At 43.6% G+C, this 18,723-nt stretch carries 17 protein-coding genes and 1 pseudogene; 7 read left to right on the top strand and 11 right to left on the bottom strand.

The window, feature by feature from the left end:
• Positions 1-1,195, bottom strand: a pseudogene (locus tag CWO27_RS11455) (helicase-related protein); the annotation flags it as partial.
• 184 nt (positions 1,196-1,379) lie between these two features.
• Here CWO27_RS11455 and CWO27_RS11450 point away from each other — a divergent pair.
• From CWO27_RS11450 to CWO27_RS11440, 3 genes are all read left to right on the top strand, one after another.
• A complete protein-coding gene (locus tag CWO27_RS11450) occupies positions 1,380-3,068 on the top strand; it encodes an NAD-dependent malic enzyme (RefSeq protein WP_019821850.1) in 1,689 nt (562 codons plus the stop codon).
• A gap of 193 nt (positions 3,069-3,261) precedes the next feature.
• Complete coding sequence (locus CWO27_RS11445; protein WP_055319824.1) at positions 3,262-4,062, top strand: SanA/YdcF family protein; 801 nt, start codon at positions 3,262-3,264, stop codon at positions 4,060-4,062.
• 197 nt (positions 4,063-4,259) lie between these two features.
• Positions 4,260-5,630 carry an SLC13 family permease gene (locus tag CWO27_RS11440; protein ID WP_048607137.1) on the top strand — a complete coding sequence of 457 codons (1,371 nt, stop codon included), beginning with the start codon at positions 4,260-4,262 and terminating at the stop codon, positions 5,628-5,630.
• A 222-nt stretch (positions 5,631-5,852) separates the two neighbouring features.
• On the opposite strand, the gene CWO27_RS11435 is transcribed toward CWO27_RS11440, so the two are convergent.
• Complete coding sequence (locus CWO27_RS11435; RefSeq protein ID WP_048663603.1) at positions 5,853-6,203, bottom strand: GlpM family protein; 351 nt, start codon at positions 6,201-6,203, stop codon at positions 5,853-5,855.
• Between the two features lie 123 nt (positions 6,204-6,326).
• Positions 6,327-7,622: a GGDEF domain-containing protein gene (locus CWO27_RS11430; protein WP_048659547.1), complete on the bottom strand. Its 1,296-nt coding sequence runs from the start codon at positions 7,620-7,622 to the stop codon at positions 6,327-6,329.
• Between the two features lie 302 nt (positions 7,623-7,924).
• On the opposite strand from CWO27_RS11430, the gene CWO27_RS11425 reads away from it, so the two are divergent.
• A complete protein-coding gene (locus CWO27_RS11425) occupies positions 7,925-8,749 on the top strand; it encodes a DUF2797 domain-containing protein (protein ID WP_017063586.1) in 825 nt (274 codons plus the stop codon).
• Between the two features lie 110 nt (positions 8,750-8,859).
• On the opposite strand, the gene CWO27_RS11420 is transcribed toward CWO27_RS11425, so the two are convergent.
• Positions 8,860-10,152 carry a sensor domain-containing diguanylate cyclase gene (locus CWO27_RS11420; RefSeq protein ID WP_048669273.1) on the bottom strand — a complete coding sequence of 431 codons (1,293 nt, stop codon included), beginning with the start codon at positions 10,150-10,152 and terminating at the stop codon, positions 8,860-8,862.
• Positions 10,153-10,461: 309 nt separating this feature from the next.
• The gene (locus CWO27_RS11415) at positions 10,462-11,346 is read right to left on the bottom strand and encodes a LysR family transcriptional regulator (protein WP_107898982.1); all 885 of its coding nucleotides are present in this window, start codon (positions 11,344-11,346) and stop codon (positions 10,462-10,464) included.
• A 213-nt stretch (positions 11,347-11,559) separates the two neighbouring features.
• On the opposite strand from CWO27_RS11415, the gene CWO27_RS11410 reads away from it, so the two are divergent.
• Complete coding sequence (locus tag CWO27_RS11410) at positions 11,560-12,231, top strand: type 1 glutamine amidotransferase domain-containing protein (RefSeq protein ID WP_048669269.1); 672 nt, start codon at positions 11,560-11,562, stop codon at positions 12,229-12,231.
• A 148-nt stretch (positions 12,232-12,379) separates the two neighbouring features.
• On the opposite strand, the gene CWO27_RS11405 is transcribed toward CWO27_RS11410, so the two are convergent.
• The gene (locus CWO27_RS11405) at positions 12,380-13,615 is read right to left on the bottom strand and encodes a cysteine desulfurase-like protein (protein ID WP_107898981.1); all 1,236 of its coding nucleotides are present in this window, start codon (positions 13,613-13,615) and stop codon (positions 12,380-12,382) included.
• Complete coding sequence (locus tag CWO27_RS11400) at positions 13,599-14,255, bottom strand: 2OG-Fe dioxygenase family protein (protein WP_107898980.1); 657 nt, start codon at positions 14,253-14,255, stop codon at positions 13,599-13,601. Before CWO27_RS11400 ends, CWO27_RS11405 begins: the two co-directional genes overlap by 17 nt.
• Positions 14,256-15,406: 1,151 nt before the next feature.
• Here CWO27_RS11400 and CWO27_RS11395 point away from each other — a divergent pair.
• Both CWO27_RS11395 and CWO27_RS11385 read left to right on the top strand, forming a co-directional pair.
• Complete coding sequence (locus CWO27_RS11395; protein WP_107898979.1) at positions 15,407-15,820, top strand: hypothetical protein; 414 nt, start codon at positions 15,407-15,409, stop codon at positions 15,818-15,820.
• Between the two features lie 341 nt (positions 15,821-16,161).
• On the top strand, positions 16,162-16,548 hold the full coding sequence (locus CWO27_RS11385) for a hypothetical protein (protein WP_076669526.1): 387 nt from the start codon (positions 16,162-16,164) through the stop codon (positions 16,546-16,548).
• A gap of 202 nt (positions 16,549-16,750) precedes the next feature.
• Here CWO27_RS11385 and CWO27_RS11380 read toward each other — a convergent pair whose 3' ends face one another.
• The 4 genes from CWO27_RS11380 to CWO27_RS11365 all read right to left on the bottom strand — a co-directional run bounded on the left by CWO27_RS11380 (position 16,751) and on the right by CWO27_RS11365 (position 18,682).
• On the bottom strand, positions 16,751-17,107 hold the full coding sequence (locus CWO27_RS11380; RefSeq protein WP_240513389.1) for a MarR family winged helix-turn-helix transcriptional regulator: 357 nt from the start codon (positions 17,105-17,107) through the stop codon (positions 16,751-16,753).
• A gap of 70 nt (positions 17,108-17,177) precedes the next feature.
• Positions 17,178-17,594 (bottom strand): SRPBCC family protein, encoded by a 417-nt coding sequence (locus CWO27_RS11375; protein WP_107898978.1) that lies wholly within the window; start codon positions 17,592-17,594, stop codon positions 17,178-17,180.
• A 235-nt stretch (positions 17,595-17,829) separates the two neighbouring features.
• Complete coding sequence (locus CWO27_RS11370; protein ID WP_017107991.1) at positions 17,830-18,264, bottom strand: MarR family winged helix-turn-helix transcriptional regulator; 435 nt, start codon at positions 18,262-18,264, stop codon at positions 17,830-17,832.
• A complete protein-coding gene (locus tag CWO27_RS11365; protein ID WP_240493330.1) occupies positions 18,257-18,682 on the bottom strand; it encodes an SRPBCC family protein in 426 nt (141 codons plus the stop codon). Before CWO27_RS11365 ends, CWO27_RS11370 begins: the two co-directional genes overlap by 8 nt.
• Positions 18,683-18,723 lie beyond the last annotated feature (41 nt).

The raw sequence follows: 18,723 nt of genomic DNA, 5'->3' as shown, positions 1-18,723 counted from the left end.
GATAAACTATCAAGAGTCGCACCACAACATGCCGCCGCCAACATAGGTTCGGTCAGCTCTTCACGCTGCAATTCAGGAGGCGTAACCAATTCTAACGCTGCGTGTTCGCCATACAAACGAACACAAACGCCGTCCATTACCCTACCCGCACGGCCCGCGCGTTGTTTGGCACTAGCACGTGATATGGATTTCAACATTAAGGTGGTTCTGCCGTTGCGTTGAACGGTGCGTCTTTCTAATCCTGAATCTATCACCACACCAATATCAGGAATGGTTAATGAGGTTTCCGCAACGTTTGTAGCAAGGATGACCTTTCTCTGGCCATCACCTTCAGTATTGGTATTCCGACCCGATAACGCTAAATCTCGCTCTTTATCACTCACCGAGGCATGCAATTTAACGACTTGGATATCTGGATTTTTCGCTAAAGCTTGTTCGCATTGCACGATCTCTTTTTTACCCGGCAGAAAAACCAACATATCGCCAGAAGACGCTATCAGTTGATGATTCACCTCTTCCGCGATGCGCTGTTCTAGATGTCGACTATCAGGCAGTGTTCTGGATTCATTCGCTCGGTGTTCAATCTCGACTTGATAAGTTCGCCCTTCACAGCTAATTCGATTCGCATCCAAATAATGAGCAAGGCGTTCACCCTCAATGGTTGCTGATGTGATCACTAAACGATGACTCGCTTTTTGTTTCAGAATCGCCACCAGCAAGTCGATATCCCAGCGCCTCTCGTGAAACTCATCCACCACAACTACATCAAAGCCAGCGAGTCCATCTTCTGATAACCAACGCAGCGCGATACCGGGCGTAACAAAAACAACGTCAGTTTGCTCGTTATATTCCGATTCGAGCTTAATCGCATGAGTCCATCTTCTGATAACCAACGCAGCGCGATACCGGGCGTAACAAAAACAACGTCAGTTTGCTCGTTATATTCCGATTCGAGCTTAATCGCATAGCCCACTTTGCTACCAAGCTTCTCGCCCGATTGTTGTGCGAGATATTTAGCCAGTGAAGTACACGCGATGCGTCTTGGTTCAACCACCAGAACTCGCCCATGTTGGGAAGCCCAAATTGGCAACCGCGTAGATTTACCTGATCCGGTTTCAGCCTCTACTACAAGGTGAGAATTAACGATTTGTTGGTGAAATACATTTTGATAAGCATCGATGGGAAGTAATGACATAAAAAGGGAGCGTCGCGAAAAAGTGTGAGCAAAGTATAACGAATTATCGTGTTGAAATTCGATAAGTGTGGGGCAGAGGTAAGAATATCATTTTGTTTGCTCAGATCGTGGAGAAACTATTTACAATTGAATAACTAAACCGTTATCATTTTTCAGTTACCCTTTCTCCCATATTAGGCATCCAATGAACAACGATAAACGCCCTCTATATATCCCTTATGCTGGTCCTGCTCTACTAAGTACCCCTCTTCTAAACAAAGGCAGCGCATTCTCTGCTGAAGAGCGTAGTTCTTTCAACCTTGAAGGTTTGTTACCGGAAACAACCGAAACAATCCAAGAGCAAGTAGGACGTGCATACAAACAATATTGTAACTTCGAAAGTGATATGGATAAGCATATCTACCTTCGTAACATCCAAGACACTAATGAAACGCTTTTTTATCGTTTAGTTCAAAACCACATCTCTGAAATGATGCCTATCATTTACACGCCAACGGTTGGCGCAGCATGTGAGAACTTCTCAAATATTTACCGTCGTGGTCGTGGTCTGTTTATTTCATACCCGAACCGCGATCGTATCGATGATCTACTGAATAATGCGACAAACCACAACGTTAAAGTTATCGTGGTTACGGATGGTGAGCGCATTCTTGGTTTGGGAGACCAAGGCATCGGTGGCATGGGTATTCCAATTGGTAAGCTAGCACTTTACACAGCGTGTGGCGGCATTAGCCCAGCTTACATGCTACCAATCGTGCTCGATGTGGGTACCAACAACCCTCAACGTCTTGCTGACCCAATGTACATGGGCTGGCGTCACCCTCGTATCACAGGTGCTGACTACGATGCATTCGTTGAAGAGTTCATCCAAGCGGTTCAACGCCGTTGGCCTGATGCATTAGTTCAGTTCGAGGATTTCGCACAAAAGAACGCAATGCCACTGCTTGAGCGTTACAAAGATCGCATCTGTTGTTTCAACGATGACATCCAAGGCACAGCAGCCGTAACGGTTGGCTCTCTACTTGCAGCATGTAAAGCAGCAAACAGCAAACTGTCAGATCAGCGTATTACCTTCTTAGGTGCGGGTTCTGCAGGTTGTGGTATTGCTGAAGCTATCATTGCTCAAATGGTGTCTGAAGGTATCAGCGATGCACAAGCTCGCTCTCAAGTTTACATGGTTGACCGTTGGGGTCTGCTACAGGAAGGCATGCAAAACCTACTTGATTTCCAACAGCGTCTTGTTCAAACCAACGAAAACACTAAAGACTGGGAAAGCGACGGCACTGGTTTCTCTCTACTGGACGTTGTTCGCCACGCGAAGCCAACCGTATTGGTTGGTGTATCTGGTGCTCCAGGTCTATTCAGCAAAGAAGTCATCAAAGAGATGAACCTGCACTGTGAACGCCCTATCGTGTTCCCACTGTCTAACCCAACAAGCCGTGTTGAAGCGACACCAAACGACATTATTCGTTGGACTGATGGCCAAGCACTTGTTGCGACAGGTAGCCCATTTGAGCCAGTAGTTCACAATGGCACGACTTACCCAATCGCTCAGTGTAACAACAGCTACATCTTCCCAGGTATTGGCCTTGGTGTATTAGCTGTGAATGCTTCACGCATCACTGACGAAATGCTAATGGAATCAAGCCGTGCACTTGCAACGTGTTCTCCACTAGCAATCAATGGCACAGGCGCTCTACTTCCACCATTAGAAGAAATCCACACGGTATCGAAGAAGATTGCTCTTGCTGTTGGTAAGAAGGCGATTGAACAGGGCGTTGCTCTAGAGATCACTGAAGAAGCACTGCAACAAGCGATTGACCAGCACTTCTGGCAGCCAGTTTACCGTCGCTACAAGCGCACGGCATTCTAATAAAGCGTGCTGTACTTTGAATAAAGCGTACTGCGCTTGGAATAAAGAGCGTTAACGACTCTTATATGAGCCTCTGCCATTGCAGGGGCTTTTTTCTTTACACTGTCTTGTCTTTTTAACTGATTTTTCTCATTTTTATTTGGTATTATCGAGCACTCAAAAATTAATGCTCAGTCAAAGGACCATACCGAGAGTGAAATTTGATTCTCACATTATCCGTAGCTACTTAAATAAAGCTTACAAAAAACTGCAAGGTTTTCTGTTTGGCGCTTTCCTCGTGTTCTTAGTAGGCAGCGCTGCGGTTATTGCGATCGATTATTGGGTTTCATGGCAAGCGGAAGATCGCATCATCTACGATATTGATGAAGTGCCCGAGCTTGAGGTCGCTGTTGTGCTTGGCACGAGCAAATATTTGGGTCGAACACTCAACGATTATTATAAGCACCGAATCGAAGCCGCGATTGAGCTCTTCGATCGTGAAAAAGTCGACCAGTTTCTGTTAAGTGGTGATAACGCTCACCGCTCTTACAATGAACCATGGACGATGAAACGCGACTTGTTGAAAGCTGGCGTCCCCGATGAACGCATCAATCTAGATTATGCTGGTTTCAGAACCTTAGATTCGATTGTTCGCGCCAAAAAGATATTCGATACCGATAACTTTCTGATCATCACCCAGAAGTTCCACTGTGAAAGAGCACTATTCATCGCCAATTCTTACGATATTCATGCGCAGTGTTTAGCGGTTTCAGGTCCAACCCACCATTCCGGAACCTCAATACGCTTACGAGAAGTGTTTGCGCGTACAAAAGCATTCCTTGATCTGTATATTATGGGGACAACGCCAAAGTTCCTTGGACCTAAAGAGCCGATTCAACCCAGTCCAAAACCGGAATCATTTCCGATTCCAAATCCTATTACTGACCCCACTATAAACCCTGATGTAGACCCTACAGCAAGCCCGATTGCAGGCCCAACAGAGACCGATGTGTAGAAAACTACACATTTTGAATTTGTTGCCTCACACTTCCCCGTTGTTAAGCAAAAACACACCAACACTCCTTTATTAACTTGAGTAACATTCTTCCAACAAAGTCTGACCCTACATCAAGCTATATACCTCGAAAATAATAAGCACGACTCAACGAAGTAGTGCACCAATAAAACGAGGATAAACAAAAGGAGCGCCTTATGACGGCACTTGTTACTACACTGAAACACTGGTTGTTTACCCGCAACAGCATGATATTAATTGGTAATTTCACGCTATTTGCAGTTTTGCTTAATACCCTGCCATTCGAAGCACAAGTGAATACAGGTTTAAGTATTCTCGTGTTCGTTGCCATTCTATGGTTAACAGAAGCGATTCACGTCAGCATCACCGCTTTGCTCGTTCCCCTATTGGCTGTCTTGTTTGGTGTATTCAACACGCCCGCAGCGCTAGCTAACTTTTCGAACCCAATCATCTTCTTATTCATGGGTGGTTTTGCATTGGCAGCCGCACTGAACAAGCAAGAGCTAGACAAAGCAATTGCTGACAAAGTACTGCTGATAGCAAAAGGCAGAATGTCGGTCGCTGTGTTCATGTTGTTCGGTGTGAGTGCGGGTCTATCCATGTGGATCTCAAACACGGCCACCACTGCAATGATGCTTCCTCTTGTTCTTGGCATCATGAACAAAGTCGACCAAAGTGAAGACCGCAACACCTACGTGTTCGTACTGCTGGGTATCGCTTACTGTGCTTCAATCGGTGGTATCGCAACCTTAGTTGGTAGCCCACCAAACGCAATTGCAGCGGCAGAAGTTGGCTTGAGCTTCACAGAGTGGATGGCACTTGGCCTACCAATCTCAATGATCTTACTGCCAATCGCGATGATTATTCTTTACGTGATGACTAAGCCAAAGCTTGACCATAAATTCGAGCTAGACCATGCTCCAGTTGAGTGGACAAACAGCAAGAAAATTACACTGTCTATCTTCCTTTTAACGGTAACGCTTTGGATATTCGGTAAGCCAATCAATGCAATGATCGGTGGCTTCTCGAAGTTTGATAGCTTGGTTGCGATTGGCGCGATTGTATTGCTTGGCGCTTCTAGAGCAGTCGAATGGAAAGATGTTGAGAAGACAACGGATTGGGGCGTATTAATCCTATTCGGTGGCGGTATCTGTTTAAGTAACATTCTTAAAGCAACCGGAACCAGTGTATTCCTAGCACACTCTCTAAGCGGTTTCTTAGAAACAGCAGGCGTACTGCTAACGATTCTAGCGGTAGTAGCGTTCGTCGTATTCCTAACTGAATTCGCAAGTAACACAGCGAGCGCGGCATTGCTTGTCCCTGTATTTGCGACCATTGCTGAAGCGCTGGGTATGTCGCCGGTTATCTTGTCTGCACTGATTGCGGTTGCTGCATCTTGTGCCTTCATGCTGCCAGTAGCAACACCACCTAACGCAATCGTGTTTGGCTCAGGCCACATCAAGCAAAAAGAGATGATGCGAATCGGTATGGTGTTGAACCTAGTTTGTATCCTAGTTCTGACACTGTTCGCTTGGATTTTCTGGTAAGGATAACGCCTTATAGGCCGTGCTCCCCTAGACTGGTTGCAGTTCCCCCGGCTCAACCAGTACAAAAATGCCCGCTCAGTGTGAAGCTTTCTGTTACTTGAAGCTATCACTGAGCGGGCATCCAAAAAAACAATAAAACGCTTTTCCCTTTTGGTGGCTCTTCGCCACCTTTTTTGTATCAGCTCGCCATCAACCTATCATTACCGCTCTAAGACCTGGTTCTCACGCCACACTTGGCACCAAGCGCGTCCAACCTAGCAGCAACATCGAAGCACACAATACCCACACTAAGGTCGCTAACGAGAGTGTCGACACCAAATTGTATCGATAACTAAACACATACACAGCGCCAAGATAAGCCGCGTATGGCACAAGCGAAAATAAGCCAAACAAGGCTGTGGTGCGTAACTCCACCATGGTTTGTTCCGTGCCGACAATGTAGTGAGCAATCAGAGCAAAGGTCGGAAACAGCGGCACTAAACCAGAGATGTAGAAGCTCTTACTCTTCGACAATAGCGCAATCAACAAAACCGCCGCTGCACCCAGCAAGCATTTAAAGAACAGGGAAATCATTTTTGTACATTTTCCAAACAAACTAACAAAGGCTCTAGAGGGTAAACTCATCTAGCAGCCATAAAAACGCCACACGTCACATATGCACGCGTGGCTTATAAACTAATCAAAACAATTTTCAGATTAGTGACTCAAGATCACCTGATTTCGACCTGAATGCTTAGCTTGATATAAAGCTTCATCAGCGCGAGCAATGGTCTCTGTCACTCGCTCTTGTTTCATCTCAGCGATACCAATACTGCATGTCAGTGGATCGCCATGAACCCAAAGGTGCTGGCTAACTAAGAGTCGGATTTTCTCAGCCTTTCTTTGTGCTTCGCCAAGATCAGTCTCCGGGCAAAAAACAATAAACTCTTCACCACCCCACCTCACCAACTTGTCGGTAGCGCTGATCGAACTGCCGACCACCATGCTAAACTCGCGTAAAATATGGTCACCCATTTGGTGTCCGTATTTGTCATTCACGCTCTTGAAGTAGTCAATATCGAGATACAACATACTTAGCTTTCCATGCCCCTGCTTAACCTGCTGAGACTGCATTTTTAGCCAATCACGAATCGCGTGTCGGTTTAGTATTCCGGTCAACTCATCACGGTGTGCCATTTCAGAGAATTCAAAGTTTTGCTCTCTCAGTGCTCGGTTGACGTTCTTAAGGTGATGGTGTCTTTTTTCGGCAATCAGCATACGCTTTCTTGAACTGTTTAATTCAGAAAGCAAGAACACCGTGCCGGTTCCGACCCAAACAAACAGTAAAATAAGGAACAAGCTCTCGCCTGTGATGTAAGAGCCTTCAAACTCGATGCTACGGATAACGATTCTATGATGGCCAAGCTTCGCACCAGATGCGGTAGCAAACTCAACCATATTCACATTCGAATACTCGGGTGCTGAGTGCTCTAGCGCAATGTCGTTATCAGCTAACCACCATGTCATTACTTGCAGGTTTTTGATCGGAATCTCAATCACACCACCATCAACGCCCGGAGAAAACTCCATCCCGTTGTACTTATGTGTGTACTCGTTATCCGGAACTGAATAAGCAGGGTTATAGTTACGTAGGTAGGTTCTCAAACGGCCGCTTGAGTCAGCCTCTGCATGGTAATCGATGTTCACTCTAAAAGTGTGATACTGGGAAAGGTCAAGACCTGTGGTTATATCTGGATCGATACGAATCGATAAGCCGCAGTAAGGCCAAGGATACTCTGATTCCTTTAGCTCACAGTTAAGAACATATTGGCCATTTTCATAGGATAATTGAGAGGTACTGACACCCCTGTCAACTTGATCGCTGGTCGCGATAAACTCATATTTATCTGGCGTAATTGCCGTTATCACACGATTTCCGCTCACACGGTAATACTGCACAATGGCAAGTGTTGCGATAACTAGAAAGATAACAATCTTATGGATCCACTTCACGTCTAAGCTTCCGGCTTATATCCCTAGAGTTGGGATTTTACGATATAAAATAACTTACGTGAATTAGTGAGCTTAATACCAATAATCCACTAAAAAACGTTATATCACGCCTGAACAAAATGTCATACTATATTTTTATGCTTACATTTCATGCTGATTATTTACGCCGAGAATCAAGTATTATTGCGTATAAAAATAGGCTCCATTTGTTATACTCATCGCATAATCATCGTTAACCGAACAGGCTGCTTACAGAGCATTCGAGTCGACGAAATAATAATCAAAATACAACGAGTAATGTCATGTCTTTATTAGCGAAAGGAACACTCAAGAAGATGAGTGCTTCCCTTGATGGTGCGGTAACCTACCGTTTGCCTGTAGGCGAAGAGTTTGTAGAACTAAACCCTCTGATTGGTAAAACCATCAACCTCACTCACACGGGCAATATTTTTTGCTGCTCGTGTGGCAAGAAAACCAAGAAGAGCTACTCTCAAGGCCACTGCTTTGTGTGCATGAAAAAGCTAGCCAGCTGCGATATGTGCATCATGAAACCGGAGACTTGCCACTACGATGAAGGCACATGTCGTGAGCCTCAATGGGGTGAAGAGAACTGCATGGTTGATCACTTCGTTTACCTATCAAATACATCAAGCCTAAAAGTAGGTATCACTCGTCATACACAGATCCCTACCCGTTGGATTGATCAAGGTGCGACTCAAGGCCTACCAATCTTGAAGGTAAAAACGCGTCAGATTTCTGGCCTTATCGAAGTTGAATTAGCAAAACACATCGCCGATAAAACCAACTGGCGCACGCTGCTAAAAGGCGACGGCGACGATATGGAATTGGTAGAGAAAGCAAAAGAGCTGCTACCACTGGTTGAGGATAAAATCCAAGAGATCAGAGCAAAATTTGGTGACGATGCGATCGAAATTCTAAGTGAGAACATCACTTCATTGAGCTACCCCGTTGAACAGCACCCTGTGAAGATTGTATCGCACAACTTTGATAAGAACCCTGAGGTGACCGGTGTACTTCAAGGCATTAAAGGCCAATACCTTATCTTGGATACTGGTGTGATTAACATCCGTAAATTCGGTTCTTACGAAGTTGAGGTTTCTGCTTAATCAGCTGAGCGCCATCACAAGTGAGATACAAAAATGCCCTGACGCTTTAGCTTCAGGGCATTTTTCATTTCAGATGAGACGATCAGCTTTAATAAAGCAACGTACAAATACTAGAGCGCAACCACATCTCCGTCGACACAATTCTTGCCATTGGCTTTCGCGCGATAGAGAGACTGATCGGTTAAATTCACGAGTGCGTCAATAGTGACACCGTCTTCACAAGCTCGACTATCACTGATTCCGATACTGACACTCGAATTAAATCGAACCTGTTCATCAATTTTGAACTCAACGTGATGGAACTGTTGGCGAATCTCTTCTGACACCTCGTATGCTAGTTCAAGAGACGCATTTGGGATAAAGATAATGAACTCTTCACCACCCCAACGGCCTGCGACTCCACCCACTCTATCGGCATTGCGCTTGGCAATATTAGCCAAAGCACAAATGACCTCATCACCGACCATATGACCGTAAGTGTCATTAATCGACTTAAAATCATCGATATCCAACAACATACACACAAGGTAATTTTCAGAGATAATATGCTCTCTTAGCCATTCATAAATAGCCCTACGATTGAGCAAATCCGTCATTTCATCGTAATTAGCTTGGTGAACCAACTGCTTTTCCAACATCACCTTTTGCGTCACATCTTCGAGCACAACCTGAACCGCAGGCTGACCTTTCCACGTAATCGCATTGTCGTAAATATTGAAAAATCGATGCACACCGTCAAACCCAATGTTTTCGACCACAGTGCTCGTTCCAGACAACTCACCAGACATAAGCGCATGATAATGCTTATTGATGCCATCAGTGTTCTGCTTGGGTACCAACTCAAGGATCGAATCCAGCGCTAATACTTGCTCTATGGACGATCCACCTTGTAATTTGACCCACGATTGATTGACCATCAAAGGTTTAAAATCTCGGTGAACCAAGATTCCCTGCCCTGATTGCATGATCATGTCGTGATACATCTTATCTTGCTCACGCACCGCATTTTGCAGCTGAATCGCAGGGGAAAGATCGATAACCGTGACTTGCAGTGCAGGCCTTCCCTGCCACTCCGTCACATGGTCGATAGAAAACACGGTGAACTCTCTGCCATTACGATCAACATTGGTATAGGTATGAACCTGAGGGTCTCGTTGACCACTCACCGTTTCAAGGTAATTTTGATAGGCTAGAACATGGTAATCTTCTGAGATTAAATCTAGAAAGCTATCGATATTAGAAAGTAGTTCTTCGGGCGATTGGTATCCATAGATGCGAGCGTAGTTAGCGTCAACACTAACTACATTCATATCTTGAATAGTTATCACACCGTACGTGGATTCGAAATTTATTGAAGACATTGCCAACTCCGCACTCTCGCTACACTTCATAAACTGGAGCATAACAACACATCCTGCCAACGCTTCCACAGAATCTTTCACGCGTTAGGGACATTAATATGGTATCTAGTATATCGTACTGTTGCGGGCTTCTCTACAATTCAATCACTAACACGAGTTATCAAAAGTAGACAAGCATCTCAATCCTATTACGCGCGTCAAAAAACAAAAAAAGATAACGTATATCTATGTAAGCATTAACTTTTCTGTTTTCGGCTTTAAAGTACGTAGCTAGAGTTAATCACGACTCTTTTCAAATCCCGTTCAGTATTAACTTCTGTCTTGTTGGCTGCCAGCTTGACACCTTGTCGCTTATTCATTCCAATCCGAAAAGTAAGCGACTAAGAAGTCGATCGCCAGTCGTGCTCTTTGGGGTAAAAAACGACGGTTTTGGTATACGACCCAACTGCTGGTTCCTGCTCCCCAATATTCTTCAAGCACCGGGACCAGCTTTCCATTAGTCAGACCGCCATTGAAACTACTTTTAGGAAGATAAACAATCCCAAGTCCCTCTTCACATGCTTTGAGTACTGCGCTCGAATTGTTACTGCGCCAGCGCCCATGTACTCGTACTGCATTTAACGATTTTCCCTCTTTCTCAAATAACCACTGATCACTGTTAGCGATAATACAGCTATGCATTTTCAACTGCTCTGGATGAGTAGGCGAACCAAATTGCTTTATATAGTCTTTACTGGCTGCAGCCGCCATTGGACGATCGACCAACTTTCTTGCCACCAGCCCTGAATCGTCTAATCGACCATAACGAATGGCAAAGTCGATACCATCTTCGATGAAGTTCACCATCTTAGTATTGAAGTTCATTTCTATGGTGAGTTCAGGATGATCTTTGGCAAATTCCATCAGCGCTGTCGCAACATGATTTTCTGCAAATGCACCCGCAGCACTAACACGTAATGTACCGCTAAGCTGAGTTTGTTGAGACGTGACTTGTTCATTCGCTTGTTGCAGCCCAATGACCAAGTCTTTGCACTGCTGATAATAGGTATGACCCGATTCGGTCAGGCTCACCATCCGTGTTGAACGCGCAAGCAACGCCACGCCAACTCTCTCTTCCAACCTTGAAACTTGGCGACTGACATGACTAGTACTGCAACCCAACTGTTTTGCTGCTGCAGAAAAGCCGTGACACTCGGCTACCGCAACAAACTCATTAATACCTTCAAAGCTGTCCATACTTAATCTACCCGTATCTTATCTTTGCTATATAGCAACAATGTTTTGCCTGTTTAGTATATTATCACCTAATTGGTTTGGAACTAGTATTAGATACAACAAGACGGCGATAGCTAAGTAACAACACGATACCTAGCGCTTAACGAAAAGCGTCAGCATCTAATTACAGGCATCGTTTCTAAATAAAAAAACAGCAGCTCAAAGGGATGAATCATGAAAAAAATACTAATTCCAGTAACTAACCACGCAACACTTGGCGATACAGACCAAGCGAACGGTACTTACGCTCCAGAACTAACCCACGCTCTGAAAGAGATCATGGCTGCTGGATTCGAATACGACATCGCTTCTATCAATGGTGGCAAAGCCCCACTCTACGGAACGGATATTGAAGGAGATGTGGTTAACGCTGATATCTTGGCGGATGATGACTTCCAGAACCGCATCAACAATACGATTCCAGTAAGCCAAATCAATACTGAAAGCTACGATGCTATCTTCTACCCAGGTGGATTCGGTTTGCTTTCAGATTTAGCAACAAATGAACAGTTCGCTAGCATCGCAGCAAAGCATTATGAAGATGGTGGTATTGTCGCGGCAGTATGTCACGGCCCTGCGGCGCTGCTTCCGATTGTTCTGAGCAACGGCGAGAAGCTACTAAGCTCTAAATCGGTGACTGGCTTTACACGTGAAGAAGAGATCGACTTTGGTACGATCAACGACATTCCATTCCTACTGGAAGAGTCGCTTGCTCGTAGCGCAGCACGTTTCAACAAGGTTCAACCTTGGCAAGAGCTTGTGATTGTTGATGAGCGAGTCATTACAGGTCAGAACCCAACCAGCGCACACGCAGTGGGTGTAGCTATTGTTGAGCAGCTGTCTTGATTAAAAGCGGTCTTAATCGAATCACTGGCGTTACGTAAATAAGTAATAAGCGCTGTGAAACGAAAAAGAGCATACTTCCTACTCAATGTTCATGAGAGAAGTATGCTCTTTTCTAATTCTTTAGCTATTAAGTGCTAGTGACTGCTTGCTAATGGCTTCGCAAGATCCCTTCAAGCACATTGAACAGCAAGTCGATCTCTTCAATCGAGTTGTAATGCATACAACCAATACGCACCACGCCCTGCTCTTCGATACCCAGCTGCTTCACCAAACCTAGCGCGTAGAAGTGTCCATTCCACACACAGATATTATGCTCGCCCAGCTTCTTAGCGATAAACTCTGGAGAGTGATTATCAAAGGTGATGGCAAATGTTGGCGTTCTTAGATTCGAGTCAAACTCTGTTTTCCCGTAAAGCTTTGCCCCTTCGAGATCAGACAAGCGTTTAAGGAAGTACTCACTAAGCTGGCTTTCATGCTTGTTATAAAGCGCGTAGCTTTGCTCTAAACGAGAACGCAGTGAATCTGTTGGCTCACCAAACTGCGCCAAGTAATCAACCGCCGCAATTACACCGGCAAGGCCTTCAAAGCTTTGCGTACCCGTTTCAAATCGGCCTGGGCCAATGTTAGTGGCAGGCTCTACCTTGTATGGCTTTAACGTATGCAGCCATTGAGGTGCAATGTAAGCAATACCTACATGCGGGCCGAAGAACTTATAAGCCGAACACGCTAAGAAATCACAATTCAGTTGTTGAACATCGATCAAGTGATGAGGAGCGTAATGCACAGCATCAACATAAACCTGCGCACCATGCTGATGTGCAAGCTCAATAATTTTCGCCATATCAACAATCGAACCCGTGGTGTTCGAAGCAAACGTCACCGCGACAAGCTTGGTTTTCTCGTTAAGCAGCGATTCAAAATGCGCCATGTCTAGGCTGCAATCCGACTCGTCGACACGAACTTGTCGAACAATCGCACCTTTGTCGTCTGCCGCTTGCTGCCAGCTCGACACGTTCGAATAATGATCTAAAGCAGTGACGATAACTTCATCGCCCTCTTTCCAATCGCGGCTGATCGCTCGGCTCAGTTGGAAGGTCAGCGAAGTCATGTTCGCACCGAACACAACGTTGACAGAAGACTCAGCATTGAGTAGCGCTTGTGCCGCTTCTCTCGCTTGCTGCATTAAGCTTGTAGTCTTTTGGCTAGAAAAGTAATGACCGCCTAGGTTTGAATTAAAGTGCCCTAGGTATTCCGTCATGGATGCTAAAACATTTTCAGGAACCTGAGAGCCACCCGGCCCATCAAAAAAGGTCACCGGCTTACCGTTATGGTATTGGCCTAGCGCGCTAAACTGCTGGCGCACATCATTAAGAGTGAAGGACATTGCGCGAATCCTTAGCCGTTAGAACAAACACATCCATGTAGCCCATCTCATCGTGGTCTATGGTACGAATCGGCTGTGCGTTGTGCCAAAGCTTGCTGTCGGCCAGCATTGCTACTTCACCGTCTTCAAGCACTTTTCTAAAGAATGGTGCTTCATGTGAATCTTGGTACAGCATGATCTCGCCACCCACAATGTTATGACGGTTAACACCAATTAAAGCGATGTGGTCGAAGCCATCTTGGTGAACACCTTCTGGCGCAACCTGTGTCTCTTCAAAAATGGCAGCGATACGAATTTGGTGGATTTCGATTTCTTGTCCGTCTTCAAGCCCATTGGTTTCAATAAACAGTTCACACATCTCTTGCATGCCTTCGCTGCTTAAGATTGGAGCTTCAATTGGCTCGAATTGGCGAACAACGTCACCTTGAAAGTGATTAATGTCTTCAGACTGAACAAAGTTATGTTTGTCTAGCTCTACGACTTGTCCATTACTGAATTGAACCACCGAGTACCTTCTCAATCGAAACTGACCATCCGCATGCTCTGTGCTTGGAAGCTTAGAGAATGACGGTGACAACTCCTCAACTGCGTGGTTACTGAGGTGGGTAATATGTAGGGTATTTTCGTGAGCATGTAACATCATCGACTCCTTAATGATTGTTAATAAACTTTCTATATTTAACGTTTTGTTTACATAAAGGATACTTGAAGATCTTGCCAAATCAACATTAAACAATCATTTATCCCGTCAGATTTAATAATTCAGATACTAAATCCAACTTTAAATTAAAAAGCAGTGTATTACACCAGAATAAAAGATGACCAACTCTTAAAACTAGCACACTCCACTAGCTAGTTATAAATCCCTGAAAATTTAAATTTAACGATATCATTAACTAGCAAGTGGTGTTTCATATTGTGTCAGCCCTTTAGCTTCAATACGCCAGCCTCCTTGCATGAGTTCAGGCATCACACTCGTCATCATTCATTTCTATGCTTTTGCACAACGAAATACGACCTACCTATCAGTTGGCAAGCTATTGATTATTTACACAACAAACTGAAATTGGTTAATTTATGAGTACGCCAGAAACCAAACGCCTTTGCTTGCGCGTCTGGAACAGGTCGAGTTCGGGGGGAACTCGGCCGCCCCAAATGGTTTACTTCTTTTAAAGAACCAAGTTGATCACTCTTTTAGTCTAGAGAGTGTTTGAAGTGGGACGTTACAGGGATAATTTTGGAAGCAGAAGTACAAAGCATTTGAAATCCACTACGGAAATGGATGTAGCTTCGAGACAAATGGTACATGTTTACAAGCGTCAGATGCTCTTCTCTAACACGTTTGTGCCCCTAAACTACTTAGATTAAATACTCTACACATTTTAGGGGCGTGCATTTTCCCTACAAAACCTAATATCAAGTTCATGGATAAATTACTTACCATCTTTACTTTTTTTTCTTTTCTGTATATCTACACAGTTCGCGGTTTATTAAGTTTTAATATCGTTTGAGTATGGAAAGTGGCATGTTTTATTGAATGTTTGATCTCTCTTTACCGATGGTTAGCTTTTTAAGTTATTGCATTTCAATGTTTTTTTTGAGTGGGTTACAGCTTGGATAACGCGCATTGTTAAAAAGTGATAACAATGCATGTTTTTATATGAGGGTAGAGTATAAATCTCGATGTATTTTCTTTAATTTTTAGTTACTTATGATAAATTAATCGAAAGTCGAGCAGGTAGAAAAACGAGACTGCCTGTTATTAATAATGTTACGCATCAAGGAGGTTTCATGGAATTAGCCAATTTTGAAGAAGATTATTGGCAATTGAGAAATGGCGAAGAGTCTCATAGAGAGAACCCGGAGACATTTTGGATTCCAGAACTTGAACGACGAAACTCGCTACAAGTTGGTGATGCGGCGAAAGTAATATTGGAAATAGAGTGCGAAGACGAGGACGGAAAGGTCTTCATCGAAGGTGAGCGAGGTTACTTGATTGTATCCGAGATTGTAGGTAACAAATACATTGGTATTCTTGATTTTCAGCCTGTCTGTATTGAGGCAGGTCGAGACGATATTTACCTATGCTTCGGTGCAGAAATTCCATTTTCTCATGAGCACGTAATTGATATTGATCGTCCATCTGAAGATTATATTGAATGGCAGCTAGGTCAAAAACCGGAACGAATATGGCACAGAAGATAATGCCTAACAGGGTCATCAAACATCGCTTACTGTTTATGTCTGGCGTTAGGCGCTAGAAGAATATGAAGCACGAACTTTGGTCCAACGAACAAGAATTAGATACGTTTTGCCTGGCAGGTTCAGACGGCGACGATGCTCGATCATTAATGGAGCCTGATTCAAAACTAATATGGGAATGTGAGGCCAACTCACATTTCGAAGCTATGACAAAGTATTATCAATTTAGAGGTTGGGGTGAGTATACGTCAGATTATCCCGAAATTGATAAGAGGCCGTATTGTGAGTAGCGAACTTAAAAATATGCTTAACAAGCGGCAGCAGGCGTTATCTGTTGGGAAACTATGAGAGCAATTTTCAAAAAAACGGAAGGCGATTATCTTGAGGCAACCATCGAAGTAGATGGTGTCAAGGTTGTTGCAATGGACGAATTTGGAGGTGATAGATATCAAGCCGGAGAAAATATCGATATCCGTTTATCAGTCGGCCTCCACTATGAAGACGAAGAATGGGAGTCAATGTTTTCAGGTAACCCCGAAGCCAAGAAAGAGCTAGAGCATCAATCGGGCTGGCGCTATCGGGCATATGGTGTCGTGACAGGCATAGATCCTGAGGTAATAGTTGATGTGGGTATTACACATCTATCAGCACCAATCGATACTAGTGATCGAAAAGTGGTAGGAGAAAGCATTGCATTTACTATTGATCGACTGGATGCGCACAGCAGCTAACAAGGCGCTGCTGTCGGATAACTTTTCCATACTCCAATTAATCCGTTATATTCTAATTTAGTAATGCCGCTAACAAACTTCTGTCCAAAGTCTTCACAGTCTGATTTTTAACGCATGGGAGTTCCTAGCTCGAAAATGACTCAAAGTCAGCCAGAGAGGGATTGAACTCAGTTTAAAACCCTGCAACTTGCCTTACTTTCGCTTAACTATTTTTAAGGCCTAGTAGCAGAGAAGTGAATATTGCTCTCTGGTCTTGTAGGCTCTCGAAGTATAGCTGGTCTAACTCTTCTACCTGAGCGATGGCTTTTTTCGTTAGAGATTCTCCAGTTTTCGAGAGTTTGAGCGAAAAACTACGTGTATCTCTAACGTCTTTATCTTTAATTATGATCTCATTAGCGACTAGAGTCTTCATCGACTTGGATAGTGTCATCTTATCCAAGCCAGTGATATTGACTATTTCTGCTTGTGTTGTTTCGTTTTTATGCTTGTTACACCATAGTATGGAGGCGAGTATAACAAACTGAGTATGATTAATATTTAGAGGCTTGAGGTGCTTCATTACCTCTGAATGCCATTTATTGTAAACAACCCAGAGCTGTAGACCTACGCTATTCGAAGGGAGTTCGTGCTTAAACATTGTGTTCAGCCCTTTTTTTTAGTCCTTCAAGAGTAGACGGTAGACCTTTATAGATTTTCTTTCCAATGATTTTCCCAAACAAAAAACTAGTTAAACCTGAAAACTTAACTCTATGAATTACTTGAGTTACTTTTCCATTGACCTGCAAATGATGCTCAAATGATAGAACGCAGAATGGTAGTTTACTTGTTACAGTAAAGTGCTTATTTGGTATAGCATCTGCAATTACAATCTGTGATTTAGGTCCATTACTCGGCTTCAGAATACCTTTAGTACCGATCTTGAATTCTCCCATGAGATGAGAGTAGTCAACTTCTTCATCCCATTGACTCCAATTTTCGACATCGGTATATAACGAATATATGTCTTGAGGTGAGGCTTCAATGCAAATACGTTCTTCAAAAATCATTTTGTTCCATCTCGATTGGAAGTTAGTAAACTAGTTTACTATATTTCGTTATGGGTATGTTTGCAAGAGCAAGTAAGTGTATTTGAATAGGAGGTAGGAGTGCGCGCTTAATAACTCTTGTCTATAAACATTTAAAATGGGAACGAAGTTAACAATTTACCATACCTGTAGTTATTGATGGTTTGCTAATTTAGCAAAAACACTGACACATAATTGTCCAAAAGTGAGTTTTAATTCAAGGAACTTGAAGGCCTGCTAACAAAGAAATAAATCGTCCTTTTTCGCCCTTTAAGCTTTCGAAATATAGTTGGTCTAACTCTTCCACCTGCGCTATTGCGTTTATTGCTAGAGCTTCCCCAGTTTCCGTGAGTCTCAGAGAAAAGCTACGTGAATCTCTAACACCTTTATCTTTAGAGATAAGATTAGTCGCAACCAGCGCTTTCATCGACTTTGATAATGTCATCTTATCCAAGCCTGTAATATTGACTACTTCTGTTTGCGTGGTTTCGTTTTTGTTCTTGTTACACCATAGTATTGAAGCGAGTATAACGAACTGAGTATGGTTGATGTTTAGCGGCTTAAGGAGTTTCATTACCTCTGAATGCCATTTATTGTAAGCGACCCAGAGCTGTAGCCCTACGCTGTCCGATGGGAGCTCATGCTTAAACATTGTTCTCTGCCCTTTTTTTTAATCCTTCAAGAGTAGACGGTAGTCCATCATAAATTTTCTTACCCACGACTTTCCCAAACAAAAAACTGGTTAACCCCGAAAACTTAACTCTATGAGTTACTTCCGTTATTTCTCCTTTAACCTGTAACTGGTGCTCAAATGATAGAAGGCAGAATGGCAGTTTGCTCATGACAGTAAAGCTCTTATTTGGTGTAGCATCCGTAATTACTATCTTTGATTTAGGTCCATTGGTCGGCTTTATAATACCTTTCACACCAACCTCGAATACCCCCAGTAGCCGAGAGTAGACCACTTCTTTATCCCATTGATTCCAGTTTTCTACATCGACATATAGCGAATATATGTCTTGAGGTGATGCTTCAATACAAATACGTTCTTCAAAAATCACTTTTCCCATCCTAGCTGATTGCAACTTAGTAAACTAGTTTACGATAATTT

The organism is Vibrio sp. 10N.286.51.C3 (assembly GCF_003050065.1).
In the GTDB taxonomy this organism is placed as follows: Bacteria; Pseudomonadota; Gammaproteobacteria; order Enterobacterales; family Vibrionaceae; genus Vibrio; species Vibrio crassostreae.
Note: the sequence above shows the minus strand (reverse complement) of the source record. Positions and strands in the feature narration are given on the sequence as shown.